We start from the raw sequence: 24,478 nt of genomic DNA on the forward strand, positions 1-24,478 counted from the left end.
GGAAAATCCATCATTAATAATATAATTCATTTGTAATGACGGATAAACCCAACAAAACATGGCGATCCATGAGTGATCCCGCCATCCTGGTGCAACTTGGGGAGTTTGTACGCCGGAACCGCCTTCAACAGAACAAAACCCAGGCACAACTGGCTGAAGAGGCCGGCATCAACCGGTCTACACTGGTGGAGGTGGAGCAGGGGAAAGGCTGCAACCTCATCACCTTTGTTCAGTTGCTGCGCGCATTGCAACAGTTGCAGGTGCTGGAAGCCTTCGAAGAACAACCGGCTATCAGTCCGCTCAAACTCGCCGAAGAGGAACTCAAACGCAGGCAACGTGCCGGTCGTTCAGGTCAATCTTAACTGACGCATATGACCACGGCATTCGTTCACTTGTGGGACCATCGTGTCGGTGCCATTGCCTGGGATGAGGCAACCGGCATCGGCTATTTCGAATACGACCCGGGTTTTCTTTCCCTTCAACTGGATCCCGCTCCATTCACCATGCCAGTGGCACAGGCACGGCAACGTGTGTTTTCATTTCCCGATCTGCGCAACAAGGATACCTTTAAAGGACTGCCAGGTATGCTGGCGGATGTGCTGCCCGATAAGTATGGGCATGCCGTCATCAATTCATGGCTGGCCAGCCAGGGTCGCCCGCCCGATAGCCTGACCCCGGTTGAGTTGCTTTGCTTCATCGGCAAAAGAGGAATGGGAGCATTGGAGTTCGAACCCGCCCGTCCGAAAACGGCGAGACAATCATCCAAACTGGAAATTGATAGCCTGATTGCCGTCGCGGAAAAGATCCTGACAGGTCGGAACAACTTCACTACCCACCTGGATCCGGATGAGCAGAAGGCATTGTCGGATATCCTTAAGATCGGCACATCCGCAGGCGGCGCACGGGCCAAGGCAGTGATTGCATTTAATCCGAAAACACTTGAAGTACGAAGCGGTCAGGCCCAGGTACCCAAGGGCTTCACCCATTGGATTCTCAAGTTTGACGGCGTAACCGATACCCAGTTCGGGGCCTCTTCCGGCTACGGCCGCGTGGAAATGGCATATTATAACATGGCGAAAGATGCGGGCATCGACATGACCGAGTGCCGTCTTCTGGAGGAAAACGGCCGCGCCCACTTCATGACCCGGAGGTTCGACCGCGATGACCAAGGAGAGAAGATCCACATGCAAAGCCTTTGCGCCCTCCGCCACTTTGATTTCAATGAGATGAACCTGTACAGCTACGAGCAACTGTTTGAAACGGTGCGCATGCTGGCACTCCCGTACCCCCAATCTGAACAGTTGTTCCGCCGCATGGCCTTCAATGTGATGGGCCGCAACTGCGATGACCATACCAAGAACTTCGCCTTCACCATGGACCGTTCCGGCAAGTGGCAGCTCGCACCTGCATTTGATGTGTGCCATGCCTATCGGCCCGGCAGTCAATGGGTGAGCACCCATGCCCTTAGTGTGAATGGCAAACGCGATGGAATCGAGGCTGCCGACCTCCTGGAGGTGGCCCGTAGGATGAACATCCGCAAAGCCGACCAGATGGTGGAGGAAATATCATCCGTAGTGAGCCAATGGAAACGCTATGCCGATGAAGTGGGCGTGGAAACGAAACTCAGGGAAGCGATCGGGAAGACGTTGGTGGTGTATTGAGTGGGAGCGTGGCACGGACGAAGACGTCCGCGCCAGCGGGGAAATGGATGGTAGGTTGGAGCGTGTTGGTCGTAACAGTGTCGATTTACCTTCGGTGAATCTGAAAGGGGGGGACTTACTCAAAAAGTCCTGCTCCTAACGTCGCAGCTTTTTTTATCATGTTGCCGGCTTCTGTAAAACACAGTGTCGATTTACCTTCGGTGAATCTGAAAGGGGGGGACTTACTCAAAAAGTCCTGCTCCTAACGTCGCAGCTTTTTTTATCATGTTGCCGGCTTCTGTAAAACACAGTGTCGATTTACCTTCGGTGAATCTGAAAGGGGGGGACTTACTCAAAAAGTCCTGCTCCTAACGTCGCAGCTTTTTTTATCATGTTGCCGGCTTCTGTAAAACACAGTGTCGATTTACCTTCGGTGAATCTGAAAGGGGGGGACTTACTCAAAAAGTCCTGCTCCTAACGTCGCAGCTTTTTTTATCATGTTGCCGGCTTCTGTAAAACACAGTGTCGATTTACCTTCGGTGAATCTGAAAGGGGGGGACTTACTCAAAAAGTCCTGCTCCTAACGTCGCAGCTTTTTTTATCATGTTGCCGGCTTCTGTAAAACACAGTGTCGATTTACCTTCGGTGAATCTGAAAGGGGGGGGCTTACTCAAAAAGTCCTGCTCCTAACGTCGCAGCTTTTTTCATGAAGCAGTTGCTTTGAAAACGGGGTTTTCACGCCCCTGCTTCATGAAAAAAGTCCCGCAGAAACTGCGGGACTTTTTGAGTAGCGCGGGGGAGATTTGAACTCCCGACCTCCGGGTTATGAATCCGACGCTCTAACCAACTGAGCTACCGCGCCATATTTAGTAATCAGATAGGAGACTTTAGATGTTAGATGGTCTGCAGTCTGATACCCGCCTTTAAACAGGCTGGCAAAAATAGAAACTTTTCCTGATTATCAAAGCATGGGATTGTGTGGAAACTGCTCTATGTGGGCTTTGGACCTGACTTTTGTCATGGTATTCCCACTGTCAATGCGTATATTTGGGTAACATCAAAACATCGACGATATGAAGCGGATTCTGGTTGCAATTGATGGAACACTTTTACCTGAGAAGTCCATTGCATGTGCGCAGGTGCTTGCAGGTAACAAACCCTATTCCCTTACCGGGGTGTATGTCCCCACCCTCCAAACCGAACATGTTCATCATCAGGAATCATCCAGGGTTACAACCGGTCAGTTTCCGTACTCGTTCAGTGAAGAAGTGTATGTGGATGATGAAGTGATCGTAGGAGAGTCACCAAATCAGCATAAGGATGCGTTTCTGGACAGATGCAGGGAGCTCGGAGTAAACTGTACCGTGCATGCAGATGACGGTGAGTTGTCGCATGAGCTGGCGGAAGAAAGCATGTTTGCAGATTTGCTGATCGTTAGCGTAGATCATTACAAAAGTTACCTGGAGAATCGCTTGGAACAGCGTTTGCTGAATGCCGTCCTGAGAAAAGCGATGTGTCCCGTTGTAGTGGCTCCGGCGCAATATGAGAACATTGAAAGTTTGCTGGTGGCATACGACGGGAGTCCGTCTTCCATCTTTGCCATGAAGCAATTCGCCCTGCTTTTTCCCGATCAGTTGGCGAAGTTGCCCGTCCACATCGTGCAGGTGTTTTCCGAATCGTCAAACCGGTTGACAAATGAAAAGCTGATCAAGGAATTTGCTCAACAACATTTCCGTAAGTATGAAATTCACCGGCAAACAGGTGATGCTTCTCGCCAGATTCAGGCGGTAGCCGCGGAATTGAATAACCCGTTATTGATTATGGGTGCTTTCGGGCGAAGCCTGCCCAGCCGTATCTTCCATCCCAGTGTAGGTAAAGAAATTCTTCAGACCGGGCTGTTTCCATTTTTTGTGGCTCACCCGTAAGGCGTTTTATGGCGCCGGGTCCGGGAACAACCGGTTGATCTCTTCAATGCGTTTGATGGTAGGTTCGTCCAGCGTTACGTTGATACTGGCGATGTTTTCATTCAGCTGTTCCATGGTAGTGGCGCCGATGATGTTGCTTGTCACAAACGAACGATCATTCACATATGCCAGTGCAAGTGTAGCAGGGGAGATGCCTGTTTCATCGGCCAGGTGCACATACGATTCCACAGCCTCTCCGGCGCGTTTTCCTGAATACCTTTTGAATGCAGCGAACTGCAACAGGCGGTCCTGCGGTTTGGCGGTACCCCGGTAGTATTTACCGCTCAGCAGTCCGAAAGCCAGAGGTGAATAGGCCAACAGGCCCACCTGCTCGCGCTCGGCGATTTCCGACAATCCGTATTCAAAGGTTCGGTTGAGCAGGTTGTAGGCGTTCTGTATGCTTTGTATCCTGGGCAGGTCTTTGTTTTTATGTTCTTCCAGGAAGCGCATCACGCCCCAGGGTAGCTCATTGGATACCCCGATGTAGCGGATCTTGCCTTCATTCATGAACCCTTTCAATGAGGTCAGGACCTCTGCGAAGTTGTCTTTCCATCCGTCATCCTGAACGCCGGGAAAGTAACGCGTACCGAACCGACTTGTGTTTCGTTCGGGCCAATGCAACTGGTACAGGTCGATGTAATCGGTTTGTAAACGCTTAAGGCTTTTGTGCAGGGCGTCGGCCAGTTGTTCTTTACCAAAGCCCATGGGGTTGCGTATGTGCAGGAGGGAGTCGTCCGGTCCGGCGATCTTGGTGGCCAGGATCACCTTGTCGCGGTTTTTGCGGGCCTGCAGCCATGTGCCTATATAGGTCTCGGTACGTCCTTGTGTTTCCGTGTTCCGGGGCACAGGATACATTTCGGCCGCATCCATGAAGTTCACGCCCTGTTCCCAGGCGTAATCCATTTGTTCGTGTGCTTCCGCTTCGGTGTTCTGCTGGCCCCAGGTCATGGTGCCGAGGCAGATTTTGCTGACTTTGAGTTGTGTGTTTCCTAAGGTGGTGTATTTCATGTCAATTATTGATCGGTTGTTTCACCGTCTTTTTTCTTTTTTTCCTTTTTAACTTTTTCCTTCTTCACTTTCTCTTCCTTTACCTTTTTCTCCCTTACTTCCTTACCCTCCTTTACTTCCTTACCCTCATTACTTTTCACCCCTTTGCCGCTTTCATCCTCCTTGATCTTCTTCACGTCACCGGGGATGTTGTACCGCAACACGATTTCATGGCTTCCGCTCGAACCCTGGTGAAGGGTGGTGAAGGCGTAGTCATATCCGTAACCCAGCGTGAACTGGTTGTATTTCACGCCTCCTTGCAGCAGCAATGCATCGGTGGGTTGGGTGGAGGTACTGATACGGGCGCCGGCGGTCAGGAAGAATTTTTCCTGGTATATCCCGCGTACCAATATATCTCCTTGTCCGGGTGAGCTGTATGCATAACGGAGTACGGCAGAAGGTTGCAGGGTGAATTTGTCATTGATCTTATGCGTATAATTTCCGTGCAGGATGTAATGACGGTGAAGTCGGGATGTGATTTCATCTTCACCGAAATACATTTTGCTTTTCAGCAATTGGGGGATGGAAAAGCCGATGGAAAATTGATCTGTGAATACATACAAACCGGCGTTGGCATCAAACGTGAGTGCACTCTCGGAGGCTGCAGCAAGCAATGGATCATTTGCTTCATCGGTGGTCAGGCTGGCAAGGTCCAGGTGATGCTGAAAGATCATCGGGGCTATGCCAAAAGCGAGTTGCATGCCTTCGCGTACTTTCAGGCGGTAGCTGTAAGCCAGTTGGGCACCCACCTGCCTGGCGGGACCTGTCTGGTCGTTCAGCAATGACAGTCCCAGGCCACCTATCTTGTTCACGGAACCGTGAATGGTGAGGATCTGCGTGGAGGGGGCTCCTTCAAGACCTTGCCATTGTGAACGATGAGACAACGTAACCGGAATCTCTTTGTCTGTGCCGGCAACAGCCGGGTTGAATACCATGGGTTGTTCCGACAGAAATCCGCTGAGCAACCATTGTTGGGCCTGCGCCGTTACTACGGACAAACACAAGGCAAACAGGATGAATAAGGTCTTTTTCATGGAGATATGGGGTTAGCGGAGGACGGTGACTGTTCCTTGGAATTGCTGTCCGTTGCTTAATGTAATGAAGTAGTAATATACACCGGGAGGAACACGTCCTTCCTTGTAGCGCCCGTCCCACGGTTTGGTGTAGTTGTCGGATGAAAACATTACTGATCCTTGCCGGTTGAAGATCTCGACTTTCGTGCCCGGGAAATCATCGATGTTGCGAATCACCCATGTGTCGTTGAATCCGTCGCTGTTCGGTGTGAAGGCTGTTGGTATGTTGAGACAGGCCAGGTCGCCGGTTCTTTCATCCACATAAACCGAGTCGGTGCGTTCCTGACCATATGCATCGGTAATGGTAACCGTGTATGGGCCTGTTCCGAGGTTGTCGATCTGCCGGGTGGTGGCTCCATTGCTCCATAGATAGGAATAGGGTGTTTTTCCCGCCGCGGCGATTACTTCGGCATTTCCGTTGTTTTCATTCGGGCATGCCGGGTTCACGATAGCGGTCGCATAGAATTTCATGTAGGAACTGTCCTGGTAAATCACTTCCGTGACGGTTTGAATTCCACCGAACGGCAATTCCTGGGTGTTGATTTGCAGCACCGGTATCTTGCCGCCTTTGGCCAGCCATTTGTATTCGTGTTCGGTGGGCATGGGGATCCGGAACCCGAAGCCCAGGGTGTCAAGGAAGATGGTGTCAGTCACCTCCAGGATGGAGTGTACGCGAACTGTTTCGTAGGTGCCGGAGGGCAGAATGAGGGTGCCCCATCCGTCTACGTTGTTGGTGCGTTTCTGGTCTTTCCCGAAATATCCGAATCCGGGAAGTGCCATGCCGTAGCCGCTCAAGGATGAATCGCGGTTGCTGTAGTTGAGGGGAAACCTGTACACCACATCAGGTGAGTTGTAGAAAAGTGGCAGGGGTTGTCCGGAAAGTGTTACTCCCTCTCCCGGAATCTGGTAGGTTGAGCCGCTTTCCTTGTAGAAGATGAATGCGTTCTCCGGAGGTGTTCCCAGCAGGCTGAACGGGATGGCGTCGGGTGAAGGGTTGCGCACGCCATAACTGGCTGAAAAGGCATAGTACGGGTAGGGTGTGGACAATGGCGACAGATATACCTCGTAGCGTTGCGAATCGGGAACCAGGGTGGAATAGTCCCATGTTTGATTCGTTCCGGTTGCGGCAGGGTTGAAGCCGCTCAGGCTGGTTTGAACACTGACCGTAATAGAGTCGCCCGGGTCGGGCATGTCGCTTTGGCCAATTGTGATCTGGGCGCCGGCCAGACCCGGCAATACAAGGATTGCTGCCAATAACAGATGTTTCATGGGAGTCGGAAAATAGTTGATGTCAAAACCACGTGCCGATGCCAGGCGTCACGTTGGGAGCTGCAATTTGAATAAATTTTTGATCGTGCGCAAACCGCAGGATGCTTCAAATTCCTGCCTTTTATGCTGTAATGCTGTGTTTTGATTTGCTATTTTTGCCGGATGATCACAGTTATGCAACACCAGATCACCGGAAGCGACGGGCGTCCCATGCTCTTGGATGTCACGTTCGGGTCCGCTCCGCATCCGCAGAAAGTGATTGTTTTTTGCCATGGTTTCAAAGGCTTCAAGGACTGGGGGCATTTTCCTCAGGTGGCCACTTATTTTGCCGGACAAGGATTTGTGTTCGTGAAATTCAACTTTTCCCACAACGGCACTACTGTCAAGACGCCTACGTTGTTCTCCGACCCCGAGGCTTTTGGTCGCAACAACCTGTCGAGGGAGATGGAAGACCTGGGGTTGGTGACCGACTGGGTAACATCCGAACTTCCTAATATCATTCCATCCAATGTAGAACTGGATGCCCAAAGCGTCGGTTTGATGGGACATAGCAGGGGAGGTGGCATCGCTATTCTTCATGCAGCGGAAGACAAACGCATTGGAGCCCTGGCTACCTGGGCTGCCGTGAGTGACTTCGGATCGCGTGTGGCTGCTTTTGACCTGCAGAAGCTGCAGAAAGATGGAATGGTACATGTGATGAACAGCCGTACCGGAGAACAATTGCCTCTTTACAAACAGTTCCTGGAAGATTACCTGGAGAACAGTGAAAGGTTTCGGATTGATGTGGCAGCTTCCGGCCTGAAAATTCCCGTGATGTTTGTGCATGGCACCGCCGACGAGTCTGTACCCTATTCAGAGATGGAAGCCCTCAGCCGTTGTTGTCGACACGCACAAACCCTGGCGATTCAGGGTGCGGATCATACATTCGGTGCATCTCATCCGCTTCGGGGTAACAAGTGGCCAGGTGATACGGGCCAGGTGGTTCAGAAGACCGTTGCCTTCTTCGAGAAATGTATGGTGGGAGCGAAGGCCTGACCTTCCTGTAATCTATTCCTTCTTATTCTTATCCTTATCCCCTTCAGACAACCCTTGCAGGAAAGTGCTCACTTTTTCCTTCACATCCGTCATGTCGGTGTTGTAAGCCTGCGAACGTGACGGCTGCCCGGGGAAGTTCTCCACATGCAGTGTTTGTGTGGGGAAGGCAAACTGAACACCCAGTGTTTCGGCCAGTTTGATGGTTGCCAGCATGATCTCATGCCTTGCCTTCAACTCTTGCGGCCAGGTGGGTACATCAAAGAAAATATAAAACAGGATGTTCAGCGATGAACCGGCGAAGTCGTTGAGATGGATCTCGTAATAATCCTTCCTGGTATTCGGATGGCGTTTCACGATTTCCCTCAGGCCATCTACAAATGCTTCAATCAGTACGGGCGGGGTATCGTACTGAACCCCCAGGTACGTCTTGAATCTTCGGTACACCCTGCGGCCCATGTTGTCAACGGTAGCGTCTGCAATTTTGCCGTTTGGAACATATACGAGCGAATTGGCAAAGGTGCGGATGCGGGTAGACCGGAAGCCGACCTCTTCCACGGTACCGTCGATGTTGTCGGATACAATCCAGTCACCGATCTGGAATGGCCGGTCCAGGAAAATCATGAGCGATCCGAACAGGTTCTTGATGGTGTCCTGTGCCGCCAGGGCGAAGGCAATGCCGCTGATTGTAAGTCCTGCCAACAACGTGGTGACATTCACATTGAGTTGTTGAAGGATGAACAGTGAGCCGGTAATGATGATGAAGATCTTCAGCGACTTCTTGATCAAAGGGATGAGCTGGTCGTCGAGCGTGTTTTCCGTGCGTTCCGCCAATCGTTCGAAGTAAATCGCCACGAAGTCGATCATGCGGTAAAGGAACATGGTGCCGAACAGTGGTGTGAGTGCATGAATCATCAACATCACATACCTGTTCATGTTGATCGGGAGCAGCAGCACCGGAACGAGTATGGTCAGCAACAGGGAAATCAGCAACAGGCTGAAAGGGCGCGCAGCTTTGAGCGCCACATCCACATCGGTTTCCTGGTGGTAAATACGTCTGGCTGCACGAACAAGCAAGCCACGGATCAGCAGGCTGAGCAGTTTGTGCATGACCACGCAAACCAGCACAATTATAAATATCCCGATGTATTGCCACACTTGTAATCCCAGGTAAAATTTCTGTCCGTAGGTCGGAAACAGGTTCATCAGGAAGTCGGTTCCGAAAGGGAATACACGTTTGTGCAAAACGGGGATGACTTCAACGGTGCGCCTGCTGTAGTACCATTTTCCGTTCACCCTTTCAACAAAAATATCAGGGAATTCAGGGAACAATATGTATCTGTGCAGGCCGGATATGGAATCTTCGTAGTTGGGGTCATTGGGTATCCGGGCCTTGTCGATCCAAAGACCTTCGCCATCCAATACCTGTTTTAGTTTCACGGCCAGTTTGGCGGCATCTTCACCGGGTTCCGTCAGCAGTGCACGACCCGCTGCTTCCGGCTGATATTGGTCGGGTTGCAGGTTGCTGATATGATACATGATGGTTTGGTAGGGAGACGCCAGGTTTGCCTGCGTTGGGTTTTGTGCGCCCCCCGCCGCTGTCAGAAAAATAAGGAAGAGGCTTATCAGCCAAAGATGTCTTCTTGCCGCGATCATGGCGCAAATGTAAATGTTTTCAAAAAAATCCGGTGCGGTGGTGGCACCGACCCTTTGTGGTTTCGTCGACAGTTTTATAACTTTACTCGTGAACTGATGTGTATTCATTTTAATGTTTCTTTGATCTCCTGCCCATGAATAAGATCTACCCGCTTTCAGGCTTTGCCATGTTCTTCGGTTGTTTCACCCTGTATGCCCAGGTGCCGCCTCCTACGCCGGAAATTTGTGTGGTAACCACCAACGATACCATCAACAAACACGTGATCGTTTGGGAGAAAACGCCGGGAGACAACATCGCCTTCTACAAAATGTTCCGCGAAAATTCCCTCGGTGGTTTTGATGTGCTGGACACCGTTTACCGGGAAGGCCCCAGTGAGTATATCGTACAGGATTCCGATCCGCAGAAGACCCTGCCTTCAACCTATGAGATCTCCGGTGTGGATTCGAATGGCGTGGAATCGGGCATGAGCGCACCGCATACCCCCATCGGCCTTACGGCCACCATCAATCAAACCACCTATGCCGTGCACTGCTCGTGGACCCAATACGGTGGCGTAACACCTTTGAAGTTGCGGGCCTGGGAAGGGTCAACGTTGAGTGCCATGCACCTCACAATGGATTCCATCAGCAGGAGCGATTCCTGGTGGGAAGACATCACCCTGGATATGGCGGCAGATACCCTCTACTATATGGTCGAGGCCATGTTGCCATCAACCTGTACGGTGGGTATCGGAAAAGTGAGTACCAAGAACTATAACTCTACCAGGTCCAATAAAACAGGTATTCCGCCGCCGCCCGTAGACCCGCTGAGTGTTGCGGAAGTATCGCTGGATCAGGGTATGCGTCTCTTTCCAAATCCTACCACCACCGGTTCGTGGAGTCTCCGGTTGCTCAATCCCGCATATCAACCCGCCGCCATTTGGCTGGTAGATGCCAGTGGCCGTATCGTGGATGTGATTGACCATCCTCAGCAAGCCACACATCAAACCTATCCGTTGCCCGGGGATGTGGCTGCAGGTATGTACAAGGTGGTATTGCATACCCTGAAAGGACCGGTTTCTCTATCGCTGCAGATCAGATAATAGGGTGCCATTTAATCCGTAGGAAGGATTTGATTTCACACATATCAGGTAACCTGCATTTATTTACATTTGCTTGTATGGAGAGGGTGTTGATGGCTACAAGAAAATCATGTCTTCGCGTCCGGTTCATGCTGGTACTTGGCATGATCGGTTGTGTGTTTCCCGCACGTGCGCAGTTCGACCGTGAATCGGTGCTGCGCATTTCCAATTATTCCCCCCAACTCGTGGATATTGATACGGTAAATGGTATCAAGACCATCTATGATGCACAGGAACAGAACTTCGGAATTGCGCAGGACAAACGCGGCCTGATGTATTTCGCCAACAACGAAGGTGTGCTTGAGTATGACGGTGCACGCTGGAACAAGATTGTTGTGGGTTCTGATCTTCAGGTGTTTTCTGTGGGACGTGGAAAAGATGGACAGATCTATGTGGGGTCCAAGAGTGAACTGGGCTTTCTGAAGCCCGATGCCGACGGACAGCTCAGGTATGAGTCACTGCTCCGGTACGTCCCCGAAGAAGAACGAGACTTTAATGAAGTATGGCGGGTGTTGCTGTGTTCAGCAGGTGTGATCTTCCAGTCACCGGAAAAAATATTCCTTTGGAACGGACATGACATGAAGGTGTGGAATGCGGCAACAGGGTTTTACAAAGCATTTGTATATGGGAATGAGGTGTACGTGATTCAACACGACATGGGGGTTTTTGTGCTGCACGGGGATGTGCTTAAACCCCTGTGGCATGATGCACGCTTTGATCATTCCCTGGAATCCCTGGCACCTTATGATAGCAACCACATGTTGCTGGCTACCAAGAATTCTGAATTTTTCCTGGTTAACACACAGGATTCTTCCGTTGCTCCCTTTCCTTGCCAGGCATCCGAAGCACTGCGCATGAGCCGGGTGTATAACATTCTGCCGCTGGGAGATCGTTATTTCTCCGTCGGAACCTTTGGAGACGGGTTGGTGATCATCAACCGAAAGGGAGAAGTGCTCACTTCCATTAACAAAAGTATCGGCCTCCAGGATCAGCTGATTTACGCCCAATACCTCGATGATTCAAACAACCTGTGGCTGGCTCTTTCCAAAGGCATTGCCCGGGTGGATATTCATGACCCCATATCTTTCTTCAATGACAGGAACGGACTCCAGGGGGCGGTGCAAAGCATTGGCCGGTTCAGGGGGCAGTTATATGTGGGTACACTTTACGGATTGTATGTGCTCAATGGTCAGGATGACCTGAGCATGCTCGATCAGGAAGAAGCCCAGGCCCATTTTTCGCCGGTGAATGAGGTGATCAACGAATGCTGGGGGTTGCTGCCGGTTCATCGTGGCAAACAAAGCGTGATGCTGATGGCCATGAACAACGATGTACTGCAGATGGATGCAAATGGCGACGTGGACTCCATTCTTCGTGTGGAGCCTTATGTGCTGTACCCGTCGAGAACGGATAGCAATCGCGTGTATCTCGGTTTGACCAAGGGATTGCAATCCATTTACCTGACCTCAAACGGATGGAAAGATGAAGGCCAGGTTCCCGGCATCGATCAGGTGGTGTTTAGTGTGAATGAAGATGCGGATGGAAACCTGTGGCTGGGTACCATGAGAGAGGGGGTGATCCGCATATCGGACATACGGTTCGGACAAAAGGGAATGGACCATCCGACCATTACACGGTTCGGGCATAAAAGCGGACTTGAATACGAAGATGAACCCATCCTGGTGGAACAGATCGGCAAGCGATTGTACTTCGCCAGCTATTCAGGTGTGTTCGAGTTCAACCCACACAACAATACCTTTGAACGTTCGCTGGTACTTGGTCCCTGGTTCTACAAGCCCGAAAACGGAGACACCCTGGGCATCCACCGGATGAAGGAAGGGCCGAACGGAGATGTATGGGTGGTGGGGGTGCACAAGAACCGGGAAAAGATCGAAGTGGGGTATGTGATTCCCAGGAATGGTAAAAATGCAAAATGGATCAAAGGGCCTTTTTCCACCATATCCAACAAGATCATTCATTCTATTTTTCACGACCCGCATGGTGTGACCTGGCTGGGCGGGGTAGAAGGTCTTTTCAGGTATGATGCCAAGATGGAGAAGGACTATCAGAAGCCTTATCCTGCTATGATCAGACGGGTGTCCATGGTCAAAGGAAAGGATGTTTTCCTGGGAACCAACTACGATGAAAACGGAGAACTGGTGAATGTGCAAACTGAAAGCATGATCCCTGTGATCCCGTTCGGTGAAAATGCTTTGAAGTTTGAATTTGCTGCCCCCCAATACGGACAGGAGGAAGGCGTGGTGTACCAATACCTCCTGACCGGTGCGGATAAAGGTTGGTCTGATTGGGGGCAGGAATCCCACAAGGAATACAGCTATATCGGTGAAGGGACACACCGTTTCCGTGTCAGGGCCAAGAACATTTACGGCGTGGTGAGTGAAGAAGCTGTGTATGAGTTTGTGGTACTGCCTCCCTGGTACCGCACTTTCTGGGCTTACATTGCCTACGTTTTGGCATTTGCAACCTTTGTGTACGGTGCGGTAACCATCTCCACAAAAAGCCTTCGCAATGTGATCCGCGAACGTACCATGGAGGTGGTGAAGCAAAAAGAACTGGTGGAAGAAAAGAACCGTGACATCCTCGACAGCATCCGTTATGCCAAGCGGATACAGGAAGCCATTCTTCCACCCAACGATTCGGTGAAGCAGCTGCTGCCCGATTCTTTCGTGTTGTACAAACCCAAGGACATCGTCAGTGGTGATTTCTACTACATCCGTGGACAGGCGGATGAAAAAGGTGATGAGAAAGTGATCTTTGCCGCGGTGGATTGTACAGGCCATGGTGTTCCTGGCGCTTTCATGAGCATCGTGGGACACAACAGCCTCAACCAGGCCGTTACGGTCAAAGGCATGACCCGTCCGGGAGAAGTGCTGAACTACATCAACCACCTCATGACAGAATCACTCGGTCAGGAAAGAAGCAACTCCACCGTTCACGATGGAATGGATATCGCCCTGTGCAGCCTGGACCGGAAGAGGATGAAGCTGCAGTATGCCGGTGCTTTCAATCCCCTCTATATCATCCGGAAAGGAAAACTGATAGAGACCAAAGCAGACAAACACCCTGTGGGCGGATATAAGGATGATGAAGCCATGCATTTCACAAACCACGAATTCGACCTGCTGCGCGGTGATTGCATCTATGTGTTTTCAGATGGATTTGCAGATCAGTTCGGAGGCCCGGAAGGCAAGAAGTTCAAATATCAAACCTTCAGAAACCTCCTGATCAGTATTCATGAAACAGCAATGAACGCCCAGGGAGCATACCTGGATCAAACCCTGACCGCATGGATGTCAGGCTATGAGCAGGTGGATGATATTTGTGTAATCGGCGTTCGTGTTTGAATACACCTTCTTTTATCATGCAGAAACGTGCTTTTCTGGTGTTGGGATTGATTGCCATGTTGGCTTATCTGCCCACCCTATGGAATGGTTATGCATTGGATGATTTCCTGTTTGTTGTTCATAACACGGATGTACAGCAGGGGTGGAGCGCAATTCCCACCATCCTTACCACCAATTTTAGTCATGGAGCAGACGGTTTCAATGACGGACTCTACCGGCCGATAGCGCCTGTAACCTGGGCCATTGAGCATGCATTAACGGGTGATGTGCCTTTTGTCGGCCACCTTTTGAATGTGCTGTTGTTCGGTTTGTGTACCGCACAATTGTTCCTGTTTCTTAAAGATTGGCTGGGAGTGCATCAACGGTTGTTGCCGTATGCGGCTGTTCTGATTTTTGCCCTGCATCCGATTCACACGGAGGCCGTGGCCAATATCAAGGGGCGGGATGAGATCCTGGCATTGTTGTTTGTTGTATTGGCTGCCCGGCAAATGTTGCGATATCACCGACACGGAGGCATAAAGCATTTGCTGTATTCGGCGTGCTGGTTTGTGTGTGCATTCCTGTCGAAAGAAAGCGCACTCACTGCGGTGGTCACTCTTCCGGTGCTGATGTGGGGTACACCCGGATTGATAACGGGGAGGAAAAAGATCGTCTTTTCATGGATGGCGTTGGGTATTGCCGGAGTGGCTCTGTATGCATGGCGCACCCATGTGATTCATGGCATGGATCGCCCTCTGGACGCAGGCCTCAACAGTCTGCTGAACAATTCAATTGCGGGAAAGAATTCCATGTTCGATCGGTTGCCGTCCGCTGCCTGGCTCCAACTCCTGTACTTCCGGAAGATGATCTGGCCGGTGTCACTGAGTCATGATTACTCCTACAATGCCATTCCGGCACTGGGGTGGACAGATGCAAAGGCATGGATTGGCTTGTTGTTTACAGGAACAGCGCTTGTTTTGTCTTGCCTTGGTGCAAGGAGAAAAGGAGTATGGGGAACTGCCGCCTTGTTCTATTTTGTATCACTTGCCGTAGTGGGAAATCTGTTTATGCTGATCGGTGCCACATTTGCTGAAAGGTTTCTGTTTATGCCTTCCCTGGGATTTTCCGTGGCTGCCGGCTATGCGATCCTTCATATCGGCAGGAAGGTGGATATGCAACTCCGGGATATCAGATCGGTTTTTCAATGTGCCCCTCTGAAGGCATGGTTGTTTTCCATCCTGCTTTTGTCAGCAACTGTGATGACAATGATGAGATGTATGGAATGGAAGAACAACATGTCTTTGTTCTCTGCGGACGTTGTGAAGCAACCGAACAGCGCGCGCATTCAATACAATTATGGTACTGAGTGCTACAGGCTCGCCGCAAAGGGAGATGCAAACTTTGTCAGGCCTGCGATACAACATCTTGCACGTGCCGTAACCATTTACCCAGCATACCTTGATGGATGGTCGAACCTCGGACTGGCCTATTCGCTGGTACCGGCTCATGACTCGGCAATTGCATGTTTCAGGCAGGCCATACGTATTGATCCGAGGTATCAGAAAGCCCATTATAACATGGGGTTGATAGCCTTTCAGGCAAAGGACTACCGTCAGGCGCTGGAAGGTTTCCTTGGGTACAACAAGAAGGCAGATGATGCCGCTGTTATGCACTACATCGGGTTGAGTTACGGATACCTCGGGCAGGTGCAGGAAGGACTTCCGTATCTGCTTCGTGCGGCAGAGCTGTCACCGCAAAACGGTTTGGTCATGAAAGACATCGGCGTGGCCTATGGATACATGAAAGAATACGAGGCTTCCCTGGCTTATTCGAGGAAAGCCCTGGAGTTGACGCCGGATGATCGGGCCATATATGCAAACATGGCCCTGACATACAGGGCCATGGGGGATGAGGGGAATTACCAGCGCTACATGCAGATGTCGCGCAAATGAACCTATTCGGTCAGGTCGGTAACATCGTAATCCGGATGGGCTTTGGGATCGAACATGAACTTGCTGTCGGGTACGTTCTGATTCGACTTCATGTCTTTCAGTTCATAGATGTATGAACTACCGTCTTTTCCGAAGAAATAGGCTTTCACGACACGTTTCTTCGCACCGTCAATGCTGAGTCGTACCCTTGAGAAACTTTTGTCGCCGTTCTTCGGTACCAGGTCGATGAGGTCTACATCCACATTGCCTTCCTTCGCTTTTTTGATGTAGCGGAACTTCCATCCTTCTTCATACGTCTTGAACATGTCTGCCGGACTGAATGCGTCCTTATCGGGCAGGCTTTTTGTCACTTCTTCATCGGTGGGCATGATGGTCCACATATGCTTTCCATCAAAAATAATTTCACGGCCGGCGATTTTCAGGTTGTATTTGCTGCCTTTGATGATGATCTCCCCGTCCTGGGAGTCATGTATGTCGCTTTCCTTGTTCTCGAGTGTGTAGGTGAAGTGTGCGCTGATGTCTGTATAGGCGCTGGTTTGCGCGCTCACTTCGTCGAGGATCTTTTTTGCTTTTGGGTCCCGTACGTCGCCGTCGTCCTGTGCTTGAGCAAGGGAAAACAGTCCTGTGAGAATAGCGGTGGCACTGAGTGTGATGATCTTGTTGTTCATGATAATCTGATTTGCGAGGGAGGCTTCCTATGATAGGGGAGCCTCATTCCCCTCGTCGTTTGATCTCTGTGAATTCAAAAACTGTTCCAAAGCCATTTCATCCGGTATCAATACCTGGCGGGCTTTGCTACCCTCGAAGGGGCCAATGATGCCTGCAGCCTCCAATTGGTCGATGATCCGGCCGGCGCGGTTGTATCCCAGTTTCAGTCGTCTTTGGAGCAACGAAGCGCTGCCTTGCTGGTGAACCACCACGATGCGGGCGGCATCCTCGAACATTGAATCGCGGTCATCCGGATTGAGGGTCCCTGAACCCTCAGCTGTTTCGTCAACGAATTCCGGTAGCAGGTGTGCATCTGCATATCCGCGTTGGTTTCCTATGAATTCGGTTACCCTTTCCACTTCCGGTGTATCCAGGAAGGCACATTGGATACGTATCACTTCGCTGCCGGTAGATAGCAGCAGATCACCTCTTCCGATGAGCTGGTCGGCGCCTCCTGCATCCAGGATGGTTCTGGAATCAACCTTGGATGTTACACGGAATGCGATGCGTGAGGGAAAGTTGGCTTTGATGGTGCCAGTGATGATGTTCACCGATGGGCGTTGTGTGGCAATGATCAGGTGAATGCCAATGGCACGGGCGAGCTGTGCCAGGCGTGCGATGGGCGTTTCGATTTCCTTGCCCGCTGTCATAATCAGGTCGGCGAATTCATCAATAACCAGTACGATGTAGGGGAGGTAGCGGTGACCTTCATTGGGATTCAGTTTCCGGGCAACAAACTTGGCGTTGTATTCCTTGATGGTTCTGGCGCCCGCATTTTTGAGCAAGTCATACCGCTGGTCCATTTCAATGGTGAGCGACTTAACCGTGTTGATCACCTTGTTGGTGTCTGTGATGATCGGCTCTTCCGCATCCGGAAGTTTGGCCAGGAAATGGCGTTCGATGTGGCGGAACAATGTCAATTCCACCTTTTTGGGATCCACCAATACGAACTTTACCTGGGAGGGATGCTTCTTGTAAAGCAGGGACACGAGCATGGCGTTTAGTCCGACCGACTTACCCTGCCCGGTTGCACCTGCCACAAGCACGTGCGGCATTTTGGTCAGATCGGCGATGTAGATTTCGTTGGAAATGGTACGTCCCAATACCATGGGAAGATCCATCTTGGTATGCTGGAACTTCTCCGATTCAATCAGGGACCGCATGGAAACGATCTGCGGATTTTGGTTGGGCACTTCGATTCCGATGGTACCGCGACCGGGTATGGGGGCGATGATACGGATACCCAGTGCCGAAAGGCTCAAAGCGATGTCATCTTCGAGGTTCTTGATCTTGGAAATGCGTACGCCGGCTTCCGGGATGATTTCGTAAAGCGTAACCGTGGGGCCTATCGTGGCTTTGATCTTCGCTATTTTGATGTTGTAGTTCCCGAGTGTATCAACGATCCGGTTTTTGTTTGCTTCCAGTTCGTCTTTGTTTACCTGGATCACACCTTCGCCGTGTTCTTCCAGCAAATCTGCAGGGGGGAACTTATAGCTGGAGAGTTCCAGTGTTGGATCGTACTCAGCCATGGGAGGTCCTTCGGTGGTGTCGGCTTCCGGTGCTTCTTGCTCGGTTTCACCAGCGGGTTGTTCTTCTATGGAGAAATCAATTCCGTCATCACCGGTAGGTTCGGGTTCTTCCGGTTCTTCGGGCATCACCGGCGCAAGGTCCAGCTCTTCCGGTTCGGCCGGTGGTTCTTCTTCGGGCAGGGGTGATTCTTCTTCCGGTTCAGCAGGAGCGGCCTTAACGGTATTAAGCGCATCAGGTATATCTTCCGGTTCTTCCTCTTCTGATTCCGGCTCTTCCGGTTTCTTACCGGAGGGAAGCGCAGGTAATTTCAGGGAGATATTAAATGCGGCTACCAGGAAGGTCAGCATGATGAATGCAAGGGCCAGGTAACTTCCAAACACGCCTATAAAGCTTTGCAGCCACCCGGCGATGAAGTACCCGAAGCCGCCTCCCATGAACAGGTAACGGGTTTGGAAAATAGCGCCGAAGAAAACCGAACACCAAATCATGAAGAACAAGGTGTAGGTGAAGGTTTTTTTGAAGGGAAGGAACTGTACCTTGAATAAAGAGCGAAGCCCCATCAGCAGGAACAGGAAAATGAAACCGAACGATGCAATGCCGAACCATTGATGTATCAGGATATGGGAAAGCAGCGCGCCCAGGGAGCCTCCGTTGTTATCAATCTGTGCATCCCTACTGGACAACAGGTCGCTCCATGATGAGGATATCTTGTCCTGGTCGTTTTCCCAGGTAAACAAAAAGCTCGACATGGAAATCAGGAGAATCACGGAGGTAAGCAGGCAGGTGAGGCCGAAGATTTTTCGTACCCTTTCATCTACGGTGAATCGCCTGAAGCCTTGGACGGCACGACGGATGCGTCCGGGTTTGCGCTCCTTCTTCTGATCTTTGTCCTTGAACCGGTTTCCTTTGGCCATTATCTATGCAGCTCAAATAAACCTGAAAATTAGGGGATTTTTATCCCCGGCCGGAACCGGAGATGCTTAATTTATCAACATGTAGAGGTGGATGAAGATTGTGTCAGAAGTTCTGAAAAGCTTCCGAAAGGTCAGCCATCTTTTTCTGGATCACGTCCAGTGGCACCATTTTGTAATCGTCAGGTATTTCAAAAACATCGTCGGGTACGGATGTTTTCAGGACTTTTTTCGCCTCGAAGTGCATCAGGATGTCATTCTGCAGCATGTCATATTCCATCAGAAATCCTGGAATTGTAGGGTAGGGCAAGGTCCAACTGGCATTGTCCACATTGATCTCGTTGGTGTAGTATAGGGCGGCATCATCCATGGACCCATTCTGGAAACGCGCGGTTGCACGCTTGCATTTGTACCCGGCGATCGTCTTGGTGTCATTCTCCATGGATATCTGGATTTCACCCATGTGTTGGTGAAGCATCCTGATATCGCTGCCACTTAGTGTGCTGGACAACCGGTCTTCAAACATCCTGAACAGCACGTACATTTCATCATCCTCAGGAATGCCTATGAAAGATGTGCGCATGATGCCCATCGACTTCATTTCCGTGGATGTCTTATTGTCTTTGAAATATACCTTGAGAGAAGTGGGCAGCAGGTTGCTCAAGGGGTGGTCTTTGCTGAGATTCGGGTAGCTGATCTCATACTCCACGACTCCTTCGGTTAGCCCGCTTTCGGAAGTGCCCTTGTTGCCACATCCCTGGGAAATCAGCAATGCTGCAAAAAACAGCAGTCGGAAAGGGTTAAGCAAAATGTTACGGCACTTATCGGACAGCATGAAGGGGAATGCACTTTGTGTTTAACACCTGGATTCTATATTCCAATGCCGCAATATAAGCATTTGGAATATACCTTAATACCCCAAATGATGCAACATGGTTTCGGGCTGTTGTTCCTTGGAGAATCTTTCGGTTGTGATTTTGCCGTTTTCATCTTTACGGATCACTACGTGCTGAGGGGCAGGGATCAGGCAATGCTGGATTCCACCATAGCCACCCAGCGATTCCTGGTAAGCCCCGGTATGGAAAAAGCCGATATAAAGGGTTTCACCTTCACCGGTTTTGGGCATGAACACCTGGTTGTTGTGCGATTCGGAGTCGTAGTAATCAAGGCTATCGCACGTGAGTCCACCTATGTTTACACTCCTGTATTCATTGCCCCACTGGTTGACGGGCAGTAAAATAAACCGCTGGTTGATACCCCAGGTGTCTGGCAGGGTGGTGATCAGTGAACTGTCAATCATGTACCACATCTCCCGGTCGTTCTGTTGCTTTTGATCCAGCACAGCGTAAATCGCCGCTCCGGATTCACCTACAGTGAAAGACCCAAATTCGGAGTACAAATTGGGTACGTCAATGTTCAGTTCATCACAACGTTGTTTGATCTGCGTGACGATTTCCTCGGCCATGTAAGCGTAATCGTATTCGAAATTGAGGGATGTTTTAATCGGGAAACCTCCGCCGATGCTCAGGGAATCAAGGGACGGACAGATCTTCCTCAGGTCGCAGTAGACATTGATGCACTTCCGGAGTTCATTCCAGTAGTAACTGTTGTCCTTGATGCCGGTGTTGATATGGAAGTTGAGCATCTTCAACTCAAATCTGCTGTCGCCCGCTATGTTGCTCTGGTAAAAGTTAATGATGTCCGTGTACCGGATGCCCAACCGTGATGTATAGAACGCAAATGTCGGCTCTTCTTCGCATGCGATCCGGATGCCCAACTTGCACTTGCCTGTGATGTTTTCCTGGTAATATTTCAGTTCACTCATGTTGTCGAGTGAAGGCACCACATTCTGAAATCCTTCATTGATCAGTTCACATATCCATTGCTTATAGAGGTCACGCTTGTAACCGTTACAATTGATGAATGTGTCTTTGCTGATGGCACCGCGTTCGGCGAGCTTCCGGATGATCTGGATGTCGTAAGCGGATGAAGTTTCGAGGTGAACACCGTGTTTTAGCGCCTCCTCTATGATAAAGGAAAAATGCGAACTCTTGGTGCAATATGTATACGTATAGTTACCTTTGTAACCCGTTTTTTGAAAGGCTTGTTGGAAATACCCCCTGGCTTTGCTGATCTGGGATCCGATCTTTGGTAGATAGGTAATCTTAAGTGGTGTTCCGTACTCCTTAATGATGTCCATTAATCGGATGCCGTTAAACAGCAATTCATCATTTTCTACCCTGAACTCTTCCTGTGGAAATTCGAAGGTCTGCTCGATCAGGTCCAGATAACGGTTCTTCATGGCCAGCTTGCTGAGATTTTTTCAGTTCTTTGCAACTGCCTGCCGCATGGTTTGCATAGGCCGAACAGTTGCTTTGAGGTTTTATGTTTATGACTTCCTTTCATATCAAGGGCGGTAAAGGTAAAAATTTGGTACAATTGCAATCGAAAAAAAATAATGTAATGACGGACACAGGTTTGACATTGGTTCGTGTCCAGGCTGACTTGGGTGCCGGAAAGAAAGGAGCAGCACAAGGTGCTGCAGCCCTTCTGGAGGCCGCAAGAAGCAGTCATGTGAACACGGTCCTTGCCTTGCCCCAGGTTGAGATTCCATTGATAGCATCCGACGATCCTCCGCCGGATCAAACGCCATTTTCCAAACACATCGATGTGTTGCTTGGCTACCAGCGAAAGGTGGCCGAGCAAATAACCGGTCTGCTTCACACCGGGCAGTTGCCCATTGTGATCAGCGGAGATCATAGCAGCGCTGCCGGTGTTATTGCCGGATTGAAAGCTGCTCATCCCGGGGAGCGGCTCGGTGTGATCTGGATCGATGCCCATGCCGATATGCATTCGCCCTATACCACACCTTCCGGCAACCTGCACGGAATGCCGTTGGCTGCTTCCCTGGGTGAAGACAACCTCGCCTGCGCCATCCGTCAGCCGGATGAACATACTATACAGCAATGGAATGCCATGAAGAACATGGCGTCTGTTGCCCCCAAGATCCTGGGAGACGACTTGTGCTTCATCGGTGTGAGGAGTACCGAAAAAGCAGAAGATGTGCTCATCAAACAGCACAGAATCCGCAATTATACGGTGAATGAAGTTCGCTCCAAAGGTGTACCCGAAATCGCTGAGGAAGTGCTGAAGCAATTGGCACACTGTACCCGGATATTTGTTTCGTTTGATGTGGATTGCATGGATCCTTCCGTATCCAGCGCAACCGGTACACCGGTGGAAAACGGATTTTTTCTGGAAGAAGCCCGTGAGTTGGTCCGCACACTGCTTGCATCCCCTTCGATATGCTGCTTCGAAATCACCGAGATCAACCCGACCCTGGAAGCAGGTGATCAAATGGCACGTGCCGCTCTCGATGTACTCAAAGCCGGAATGGAAAGCCTTACCCACGCCTGAATATGACCCTGATAAATAAGATCACCGAGGCTTTTGCCTCATGCTATGGAAAGGAGATCCCTTCCGCATCCGTTCAATTGCAACCCACCCGCTCCGAATTCGAAGGGGATGTTACCCTCGTGGTTTTTCCACTGCTGAAGTTCTCAGGAAAGAAACCCGAAGATACCGCAGCCGATGTGGGGCAGTTCTTACTGGAACAAGCACCGGAGGTGGAGCGGTTCAATGTGGTCAAAGGGTTCCTGAACCTGGTGCTGGCGGATCAACATTGGTCCGATGCCATGCAAAAATTGCAAAGCGAAGATTGGTGGCGCCCTGCATCTTCCGGACTGCACATGATGGTGGAATATTCATCTCCCAATACCAATAAGCCCTTACACCTTGGGCACATCCGCAACAACCTCCTCGGATGGTCCGTGGCTGAGATCCTCAAAGCATGCGGCCACCAGGTGACCAAAGTGAACCTGGTCAACGACCGTGGCATTCATATCTGCAAGTCGATGCTGGCCTGGCAAAAATGGGGCAACAGTGAAACACCCGCATCCTCGCACATGAAAGGAGATGCATTGGTGGGAAAGTACTACGTGCTGTTTGACCAGAAACTCAAAGAACAAATCAGGGAGCGGATGGAGTCCGGCATGGATAAAGAAACGGCGGAGAATGAAGCGCCTTTGATGGAGGAGGCGCGTGACATGTTGCGCGATTGGGAAGCTGACGTGCCTGAGGTGAGAAAGCTTTGGGAAACGATGAATGCATGGGTGTATGCAGGTTTTGAAAGTACGTACCGACGCCTGGGGGTTGATTTCAATGAAACGTACTACGAGTCAAAAACCTACCTGTTGGGTAAAGCAAAGGTTGAAGAAGCCCTGCAAAAAGGCGTGCTCTATCGCAAGGAGGATGGGTCGGTATGGATCGACCTGGAACAGGATGGCCTGGATCAGAAACTGCTCCTCCGTTCGGATGGAACTTCGGTTTACATGACCCAGGATATAGGTACTGCTATTCAGCGTTTTGAGAGCCATCACCTCGACCGTCACATCTATGTGGTGGGCAACGAGCAGGACTACCACTTCAAAGCCCTTGCGTTGATCCTGAAACGCATGGGGTATCAATGGGCCGATCACATCCATCACCTCTCATATGGTATGGTAGACCTGCCCTCAGGTAAAATGAAGTCGCGGGAAGGTACCGTGGTGGATGCCGATGACCTGATGAGTGAGGTGGTGGATGCGGCACGTGTAAAAACAGAGGAGTTGGGGAAATTGGAAGGCCTGGACGCCTCTGAAGCGGAAACTTTGTATGAAACCATCGGCCTGGGTGCGTTGAAATATTTCATCCTGAAGGTGGATCCCCGCAAGCGAATGTTGTTCAATCCCGAGGAGTCGATCGAGATTAACGGCAATACCGGACCTTTCATCCAATACACCCACGCACGCATTTCATCGGTGTTGCGAAAAGCAGAGGAGTTGGGTATGAAATCTTGGGGGAGCAGCGATCCGGCCCCCTCTCTGCATCCGGGCGAGCGCGGATTGATCAAGGTGTTGTTGCGTTTCCCCGAGGTGCTTCAGGATGCCGGCGCACAGCTGAGCCCAGCCCTGATGGCCAATTACAGCTACGAGCTTGCCAAGGAGTATAACCAGTTCTATCACGATTGCCCGGTCATTAAAGCTGAAGATCCTTCCGTGGCAGCATGGCGACTGGCGTTGTCGGCTGTGGTGCAACGAACCATCAGGGATGCCATGGGCTTGCTGGGTATCCATGTGCCCGAAAGAATGTAGGGACGAGCCGCTCGTATGATTATATTTGTGGAGTAATTC

Annotated in this window: 17 protein-coding genes and 1 tRNA gene; 9 read left to right on the forward strand and 9 right to left on the reverse strand. The window is 50.7% G+C overall.

What is annotated here, in order from left to right; genetic code table 11:
- Positions 1-35 precede the first annotated feature (35 nt).
- Together H6585_06145 and H6585_06150 are read left to right on the forward strand one after the other, a co-directional pair.
- Entirely contained in the window at positions 36-362 is a 327-nt protein-coding gene (locus H6585_06145; protein ID MCB9447909.1) for a helix-turn-helix transcriptional regulator, read from the forward strand.
- A gap of 9 nt (positions 363-371) precedes the next feature.
- Positions 372-1,661 carry a type II toxin-antitoxin system HipA family toxin gene (locus H6585_06150; GenBank protein MCB9447910.1) on the forward strand — a complete coding sequence of 430 codons (1,290 nt, stop codon included), beginning with the start codon at positions 372-374 and terminating at the stop codon, positions 1,659-1,661.
- Between the two features lie 767 nt (positions 1,662-2,428).
- Here H6585_06150 and H6585_06155 read toward each other — a convergent pair.
- Positions 2,429-2,502 (reverse strand) — tRNA-Met (locus H6585_06155).
- A 211-nt stretch (positions 2,503-2,713) separates the two neighbouring features.
- Here H6585_06155 and H6585_06160 point away from each other — a divergent pair.
- Positions 2,714-3,565 carry a universal stress protein gene (locus tag H6585_06160; protein MCB9447911.1) on the forward strand — a complete coding sequence of 284 codons (852 nt, stop codon included), beginning with the start codon at positions 2,714-2,716 and terminating at the stop codon, positions 3,563-3,565.
- Positions 3,566-3,571: 6 nt separating this feature from the next.
- Here the strand turns inward: H6585_06160 and H6585_06165 are convergent, their stop codons facing one another.
- The 3 genes from H6585_06165 to H6585_06175 are packed head-to-tail and all read right to left on the reverse strand — an operon-like array spanning position 3,572 to position 6,993.
- The gene (locus tag H6585_06165) at positions 3,572-4,612 is read right to left on the reverse strand and encodes an aldo/keto reductase (GenBank protein ID MCB9447912.1); all 1,041 of its coding nucleotides are present in this window, start codon (positions 4,610-4,612) and stop codon (positions 3,572-3,574) included.
- Between the two features lie 5 nt (positions 4,613-4,617).
- On the reverse strand, positions 4,618-5,685 hold the full coding sequence (locus H6585_06170) for a type IX secretion system membrane protein PorP/SprF (protein MCB9447913.1): 1,068 nt from the start codon (positions 5,683-5,685) through the stop codon (positions 4,618-4,620).
- A gap of 12 nt (positions 5,686-5,697) precedes the next feature.
- Entirely contained in the window at positions 5,698-6,993 is a 1,296-nt protein-coding gene (locus tag H6585_06175; protein ID MCB9447914.1) for a gliding motility-associated C-terminal domain-containing protein, read from the reverse strand.
- A gap of 162 nt (positions 6,994-7,155) precedes the next feature.
- On the opposite strand from H6585_06175, the gene H6585_06180 reads away from it, so the two are divergent.
- On the forward strand, positions 7,156-8,028 hold the full coding sequence (locus H6585_06180) for a prolyl oligopeptidase family serine peptidase (protein ID MCB9447915.1): 873 nt from the start codon (positions 7,156-7,158) through the stop codon (positions 8,026-8,028).
- A 12-nt stretch (positions 8,029-8,040) separates the two neighbouring features.
- Here H6585_06180 and H6585_06185 read toward each other — a convergent pair whose 3' ends face one another.
- Complete coding sequence (locus tag H6585_06185) at positions 8,041-9,681, reverse strand: mechanosensitive ion channel family protein (protein MCB9447916.1); 1,641 nt, start codon at positions 9,679-9,681, stop codon at positions 8,041-8,043.
- 134 nt (positions 9,682-9,815) lie between these two features.
- On the opposite strand from H6585_06185, the gene H6585_06190 reads away from it, so the two are divergent.
- The 3 genes from H6585_06190 to H6585_06200 all read left to right on the forward strand — a co-directional run bounded on the left by H6585_06190 (position 9,816) and on the right by H6585_06200 (position 16,098).
- Positions 9,816-10,763 carry a hypothetical protein gene (locus H6585_06190; protein MCB9447917.1) on the forward strand — a complete coding sequence of 316 codons (948 nt, stop codon included), beginning with the start codon at positions 9,816-9,818 and terminating at the stop codon, positions 10,761-10,763.
- 77 nt (positions 10,764-10,840) lie between these two features.
- Positions 10,841-14,167, forward strand: a complete 3,327-nt coding sequence (locus H6585_06195) for a SpoIIE family protein phosphatase (GenBank protein MCB9447918.1) — start codon at positions 10,841-10,843, stop codon at positions 14,165-14,167.
- Positions 14,168-14,184: 17 nt separating this feature from the next.
- Positions 14,185-16,098 (forward strand): DUF1736 domain-containing protein, encoded by a 1,914-nt coding sequence (locus H6585_06200; protein ID MCB9447919.1) that lies wholly within the window; start codon positions 14,185-14,187, stop codon positions 16,096-16,098.
- A 2-nt stretch (positions 16,099-16,100) separates the two neighbouring features.
- Here the strand turns inward: H6585_06200 and H6585_06205 are convergent, their stop codons facing one another.
- From H6585_06205 to H6585_06220, 4 genes are all read right to left on the reverse strand, one after another.
- Entirely contained in the window at positions 16,101-16,766 is a 666-nt protein-coding gene (locus H6585_06205; GenBank protein ID MCB9447920.1) for an outer membrane lipoprotein carrier protein LolA, read from the reverse strand.
- A 27-nt stretch (positions 16,767-16,793) separates the two neighbouring features.
- Positions 16,794-19,250: a DNA translocase FtsK 4TM domain-containing protein gene (locus tag H6585_06210; protein ID MCB9447921.1), complete on the reverse strand. Its 2,457-nt coding sequence runs from the start codon at positions 19,248-19,250 to the stop codon at positions 16,794-16,796.
- Positions 19,251-19,353: 103 nt separating this feature from the next.
- Positions 19,354-20,082, reverse strand: a complete 729-nt coding sequence (locus H6585_06215) for a hypothetical protein (protein ID MCB9447922.1) — start codon at positions 20,080-20,082, stop codon at positions 19,354-19,356.
- Positions 20,083-20,157: 75 nt separating this feature from the next.
- Positions 20,158-21,549, reverse strand: a complete 1,392-nt coding sequence (locus tag H6585_06220; GenBank protein ID MCB9447923.1) for an arginine decarboxylase — start codon at positions 21,547-21,549, stop codon at positions 20,158-20,160.
- Between the two features lie 161 nt (positions 21,550-21,710).
- Between H6585_06220 and H6585_06225 the strand changes: the two genes are divergently transcribed.
- Positions 21,711-22,664 carry an arginase gene (locus H6585_06225; GenBank protein MCB9447924.1) on the forward strand — a complete coding sequence of 318 codons (954 nt, stop codon included), beginning with the start codon at positions 21,711-21,713 and terminating at the stop codon, positions 22,662-22,664.
- Positions 22,665-22,666: 2 nt separating this feature from the next.
- Entirely contained in the window at positions 22,667-24,439 is a 1,773-nt protein-coding gene (locus tag H6585_06230; GenBank protein ID MCB9447925.1) for an arginine--tRNA ligase, read from the forward strand.
- Positions 24,440-24,478: the final 39 nt, after the last annotated feature.

This window comes from Flavobacteriales bacterium (assembly GCA_020635855.1).
In the GTDB taxonomy this organism is placed as follows: Bacteria; Bacteroidota; Bacteroidia; order JACJYZ01; family JACJYZ01; genus JACJYZ01.

Excerpts from the sequence above, each read along its gene's own strand:
- H6585_06170 (MCB9447913.1), bottom strand. The coding sequence starts at position 5,685 with ATGAAAAAGACCTTATTCATCCTGTTTGCCTTGTGTTTGTCCGTAGTA.
- H6585_06195 (MCB9447918.1), top strand. The coding sequence starts at position 10,841 with ATGGAGAGGGTGTTGATGGCTACAAGAAAATCATGTCTTCGCGTCCGG.
- H6585_06185 (MCB9447916.1), bottom strand. The coding sequence starts at position 9,681 with ATGATCGCGGCAAGAAGACATCTTTGGCTGATAAGCCTCTTCCTTATT.
- H6585_06220 (MCB9447923.1), bottom strand. The coding sequence starts at position 21,549 with ATGAAGAACCGTTATCTGGACCTGATCGAGCAGACCTTCGAATTTCCA.
- H6585_06160 (MCB9447911.1), top strand. The coding sequence starts at position 2,714 with ATGAAGCGGATTCTGGTTGCAATTGATGGAACACTTTTACCTGAGAAG.
- H6585_06210 (MCB9447921.1), bottom strand. The coding sequence starts at position 19,250 with ATGGCCAAAGGAAACCGGTTCAAGGACAAAGATCAGAAGAAGGAGCGC.
- H6585_06205 (MCB9447920.1), bottom strand. The coding sequence starts at position 16,766 with ATGAACAACAAGATCATCACACTCAGTGCCACCGCTATTCTCACAGGA.
- H6585_06190 (MCB9447917.1), top strand. The coding sequence starts at position 9,816 with ATGAATAAGATCTACCCGCTTTCAGGCTTTGCCATGTTCTTCGGTTGT.
- H6585_06230 (MCB9447925.1), top strand. The coding sequence starts at position 22,667 with ATGACCCTGATAAATAAGATCACCGAGGCTTTTGCCTCATGCTATGGA.
- H6585_06165 (MCB9447912.1), bottom strand. The coding sequence starts at position 4,612 with ATGAAATACACCACCTTAGGAAACACACAACTCAAAGTCAGCAAAATC.
- H6585_06215 (MCB9447922.1), bottom strand. The coding sequence starts at position 20,082 with ATGCTGTCCGATAAGTGCCGTAACATTTTGCTTAACCCTTTCCGACTG.
- H6585_06225 (MCB9447924.1), top strand. The coding sequence starts at position 21,711 with ATGACGGACACAGGTTTGACATTGGTTCGTGTCCAGGCTGACTTGGGT.
- H6585_06175 (MCB9447914.1), bottom strand. The coding sequence starts at position 6,993 with ATGAAACATCTGTTATTGGCAGCAATCCTTGTATTGCCGGGTCTGGCC.
- H6585_06200 (MCB9447919.1), top strand. The coding sequence starts at position 14,185 with ATGCAGAAACGTGCTTTTCTGGTGTTGGGATTGATTGCCATGTTGGCT.
- H6585_06150 (MCB9447910.1), top strand. The coding sequence starts at position 372 with ATGACCACGGCATTCGTTCACTTGTGGGACCATCGTGTCGGTGCCATT.
- H6585_06145 (MCB9447909.1), top strand. The coding sequence starts at position 36 with ATGACGGATAAACCCAACAAAACATGGCGATCCATGAGTGATCCCGCC.
- H6585_06180 (MCB9447915.1), top strand. The coding sequence starts at position 7,156 with ATGATCACAGTTATGCAACACCAGATCACCGGAAGCGACGGGCGTCCC.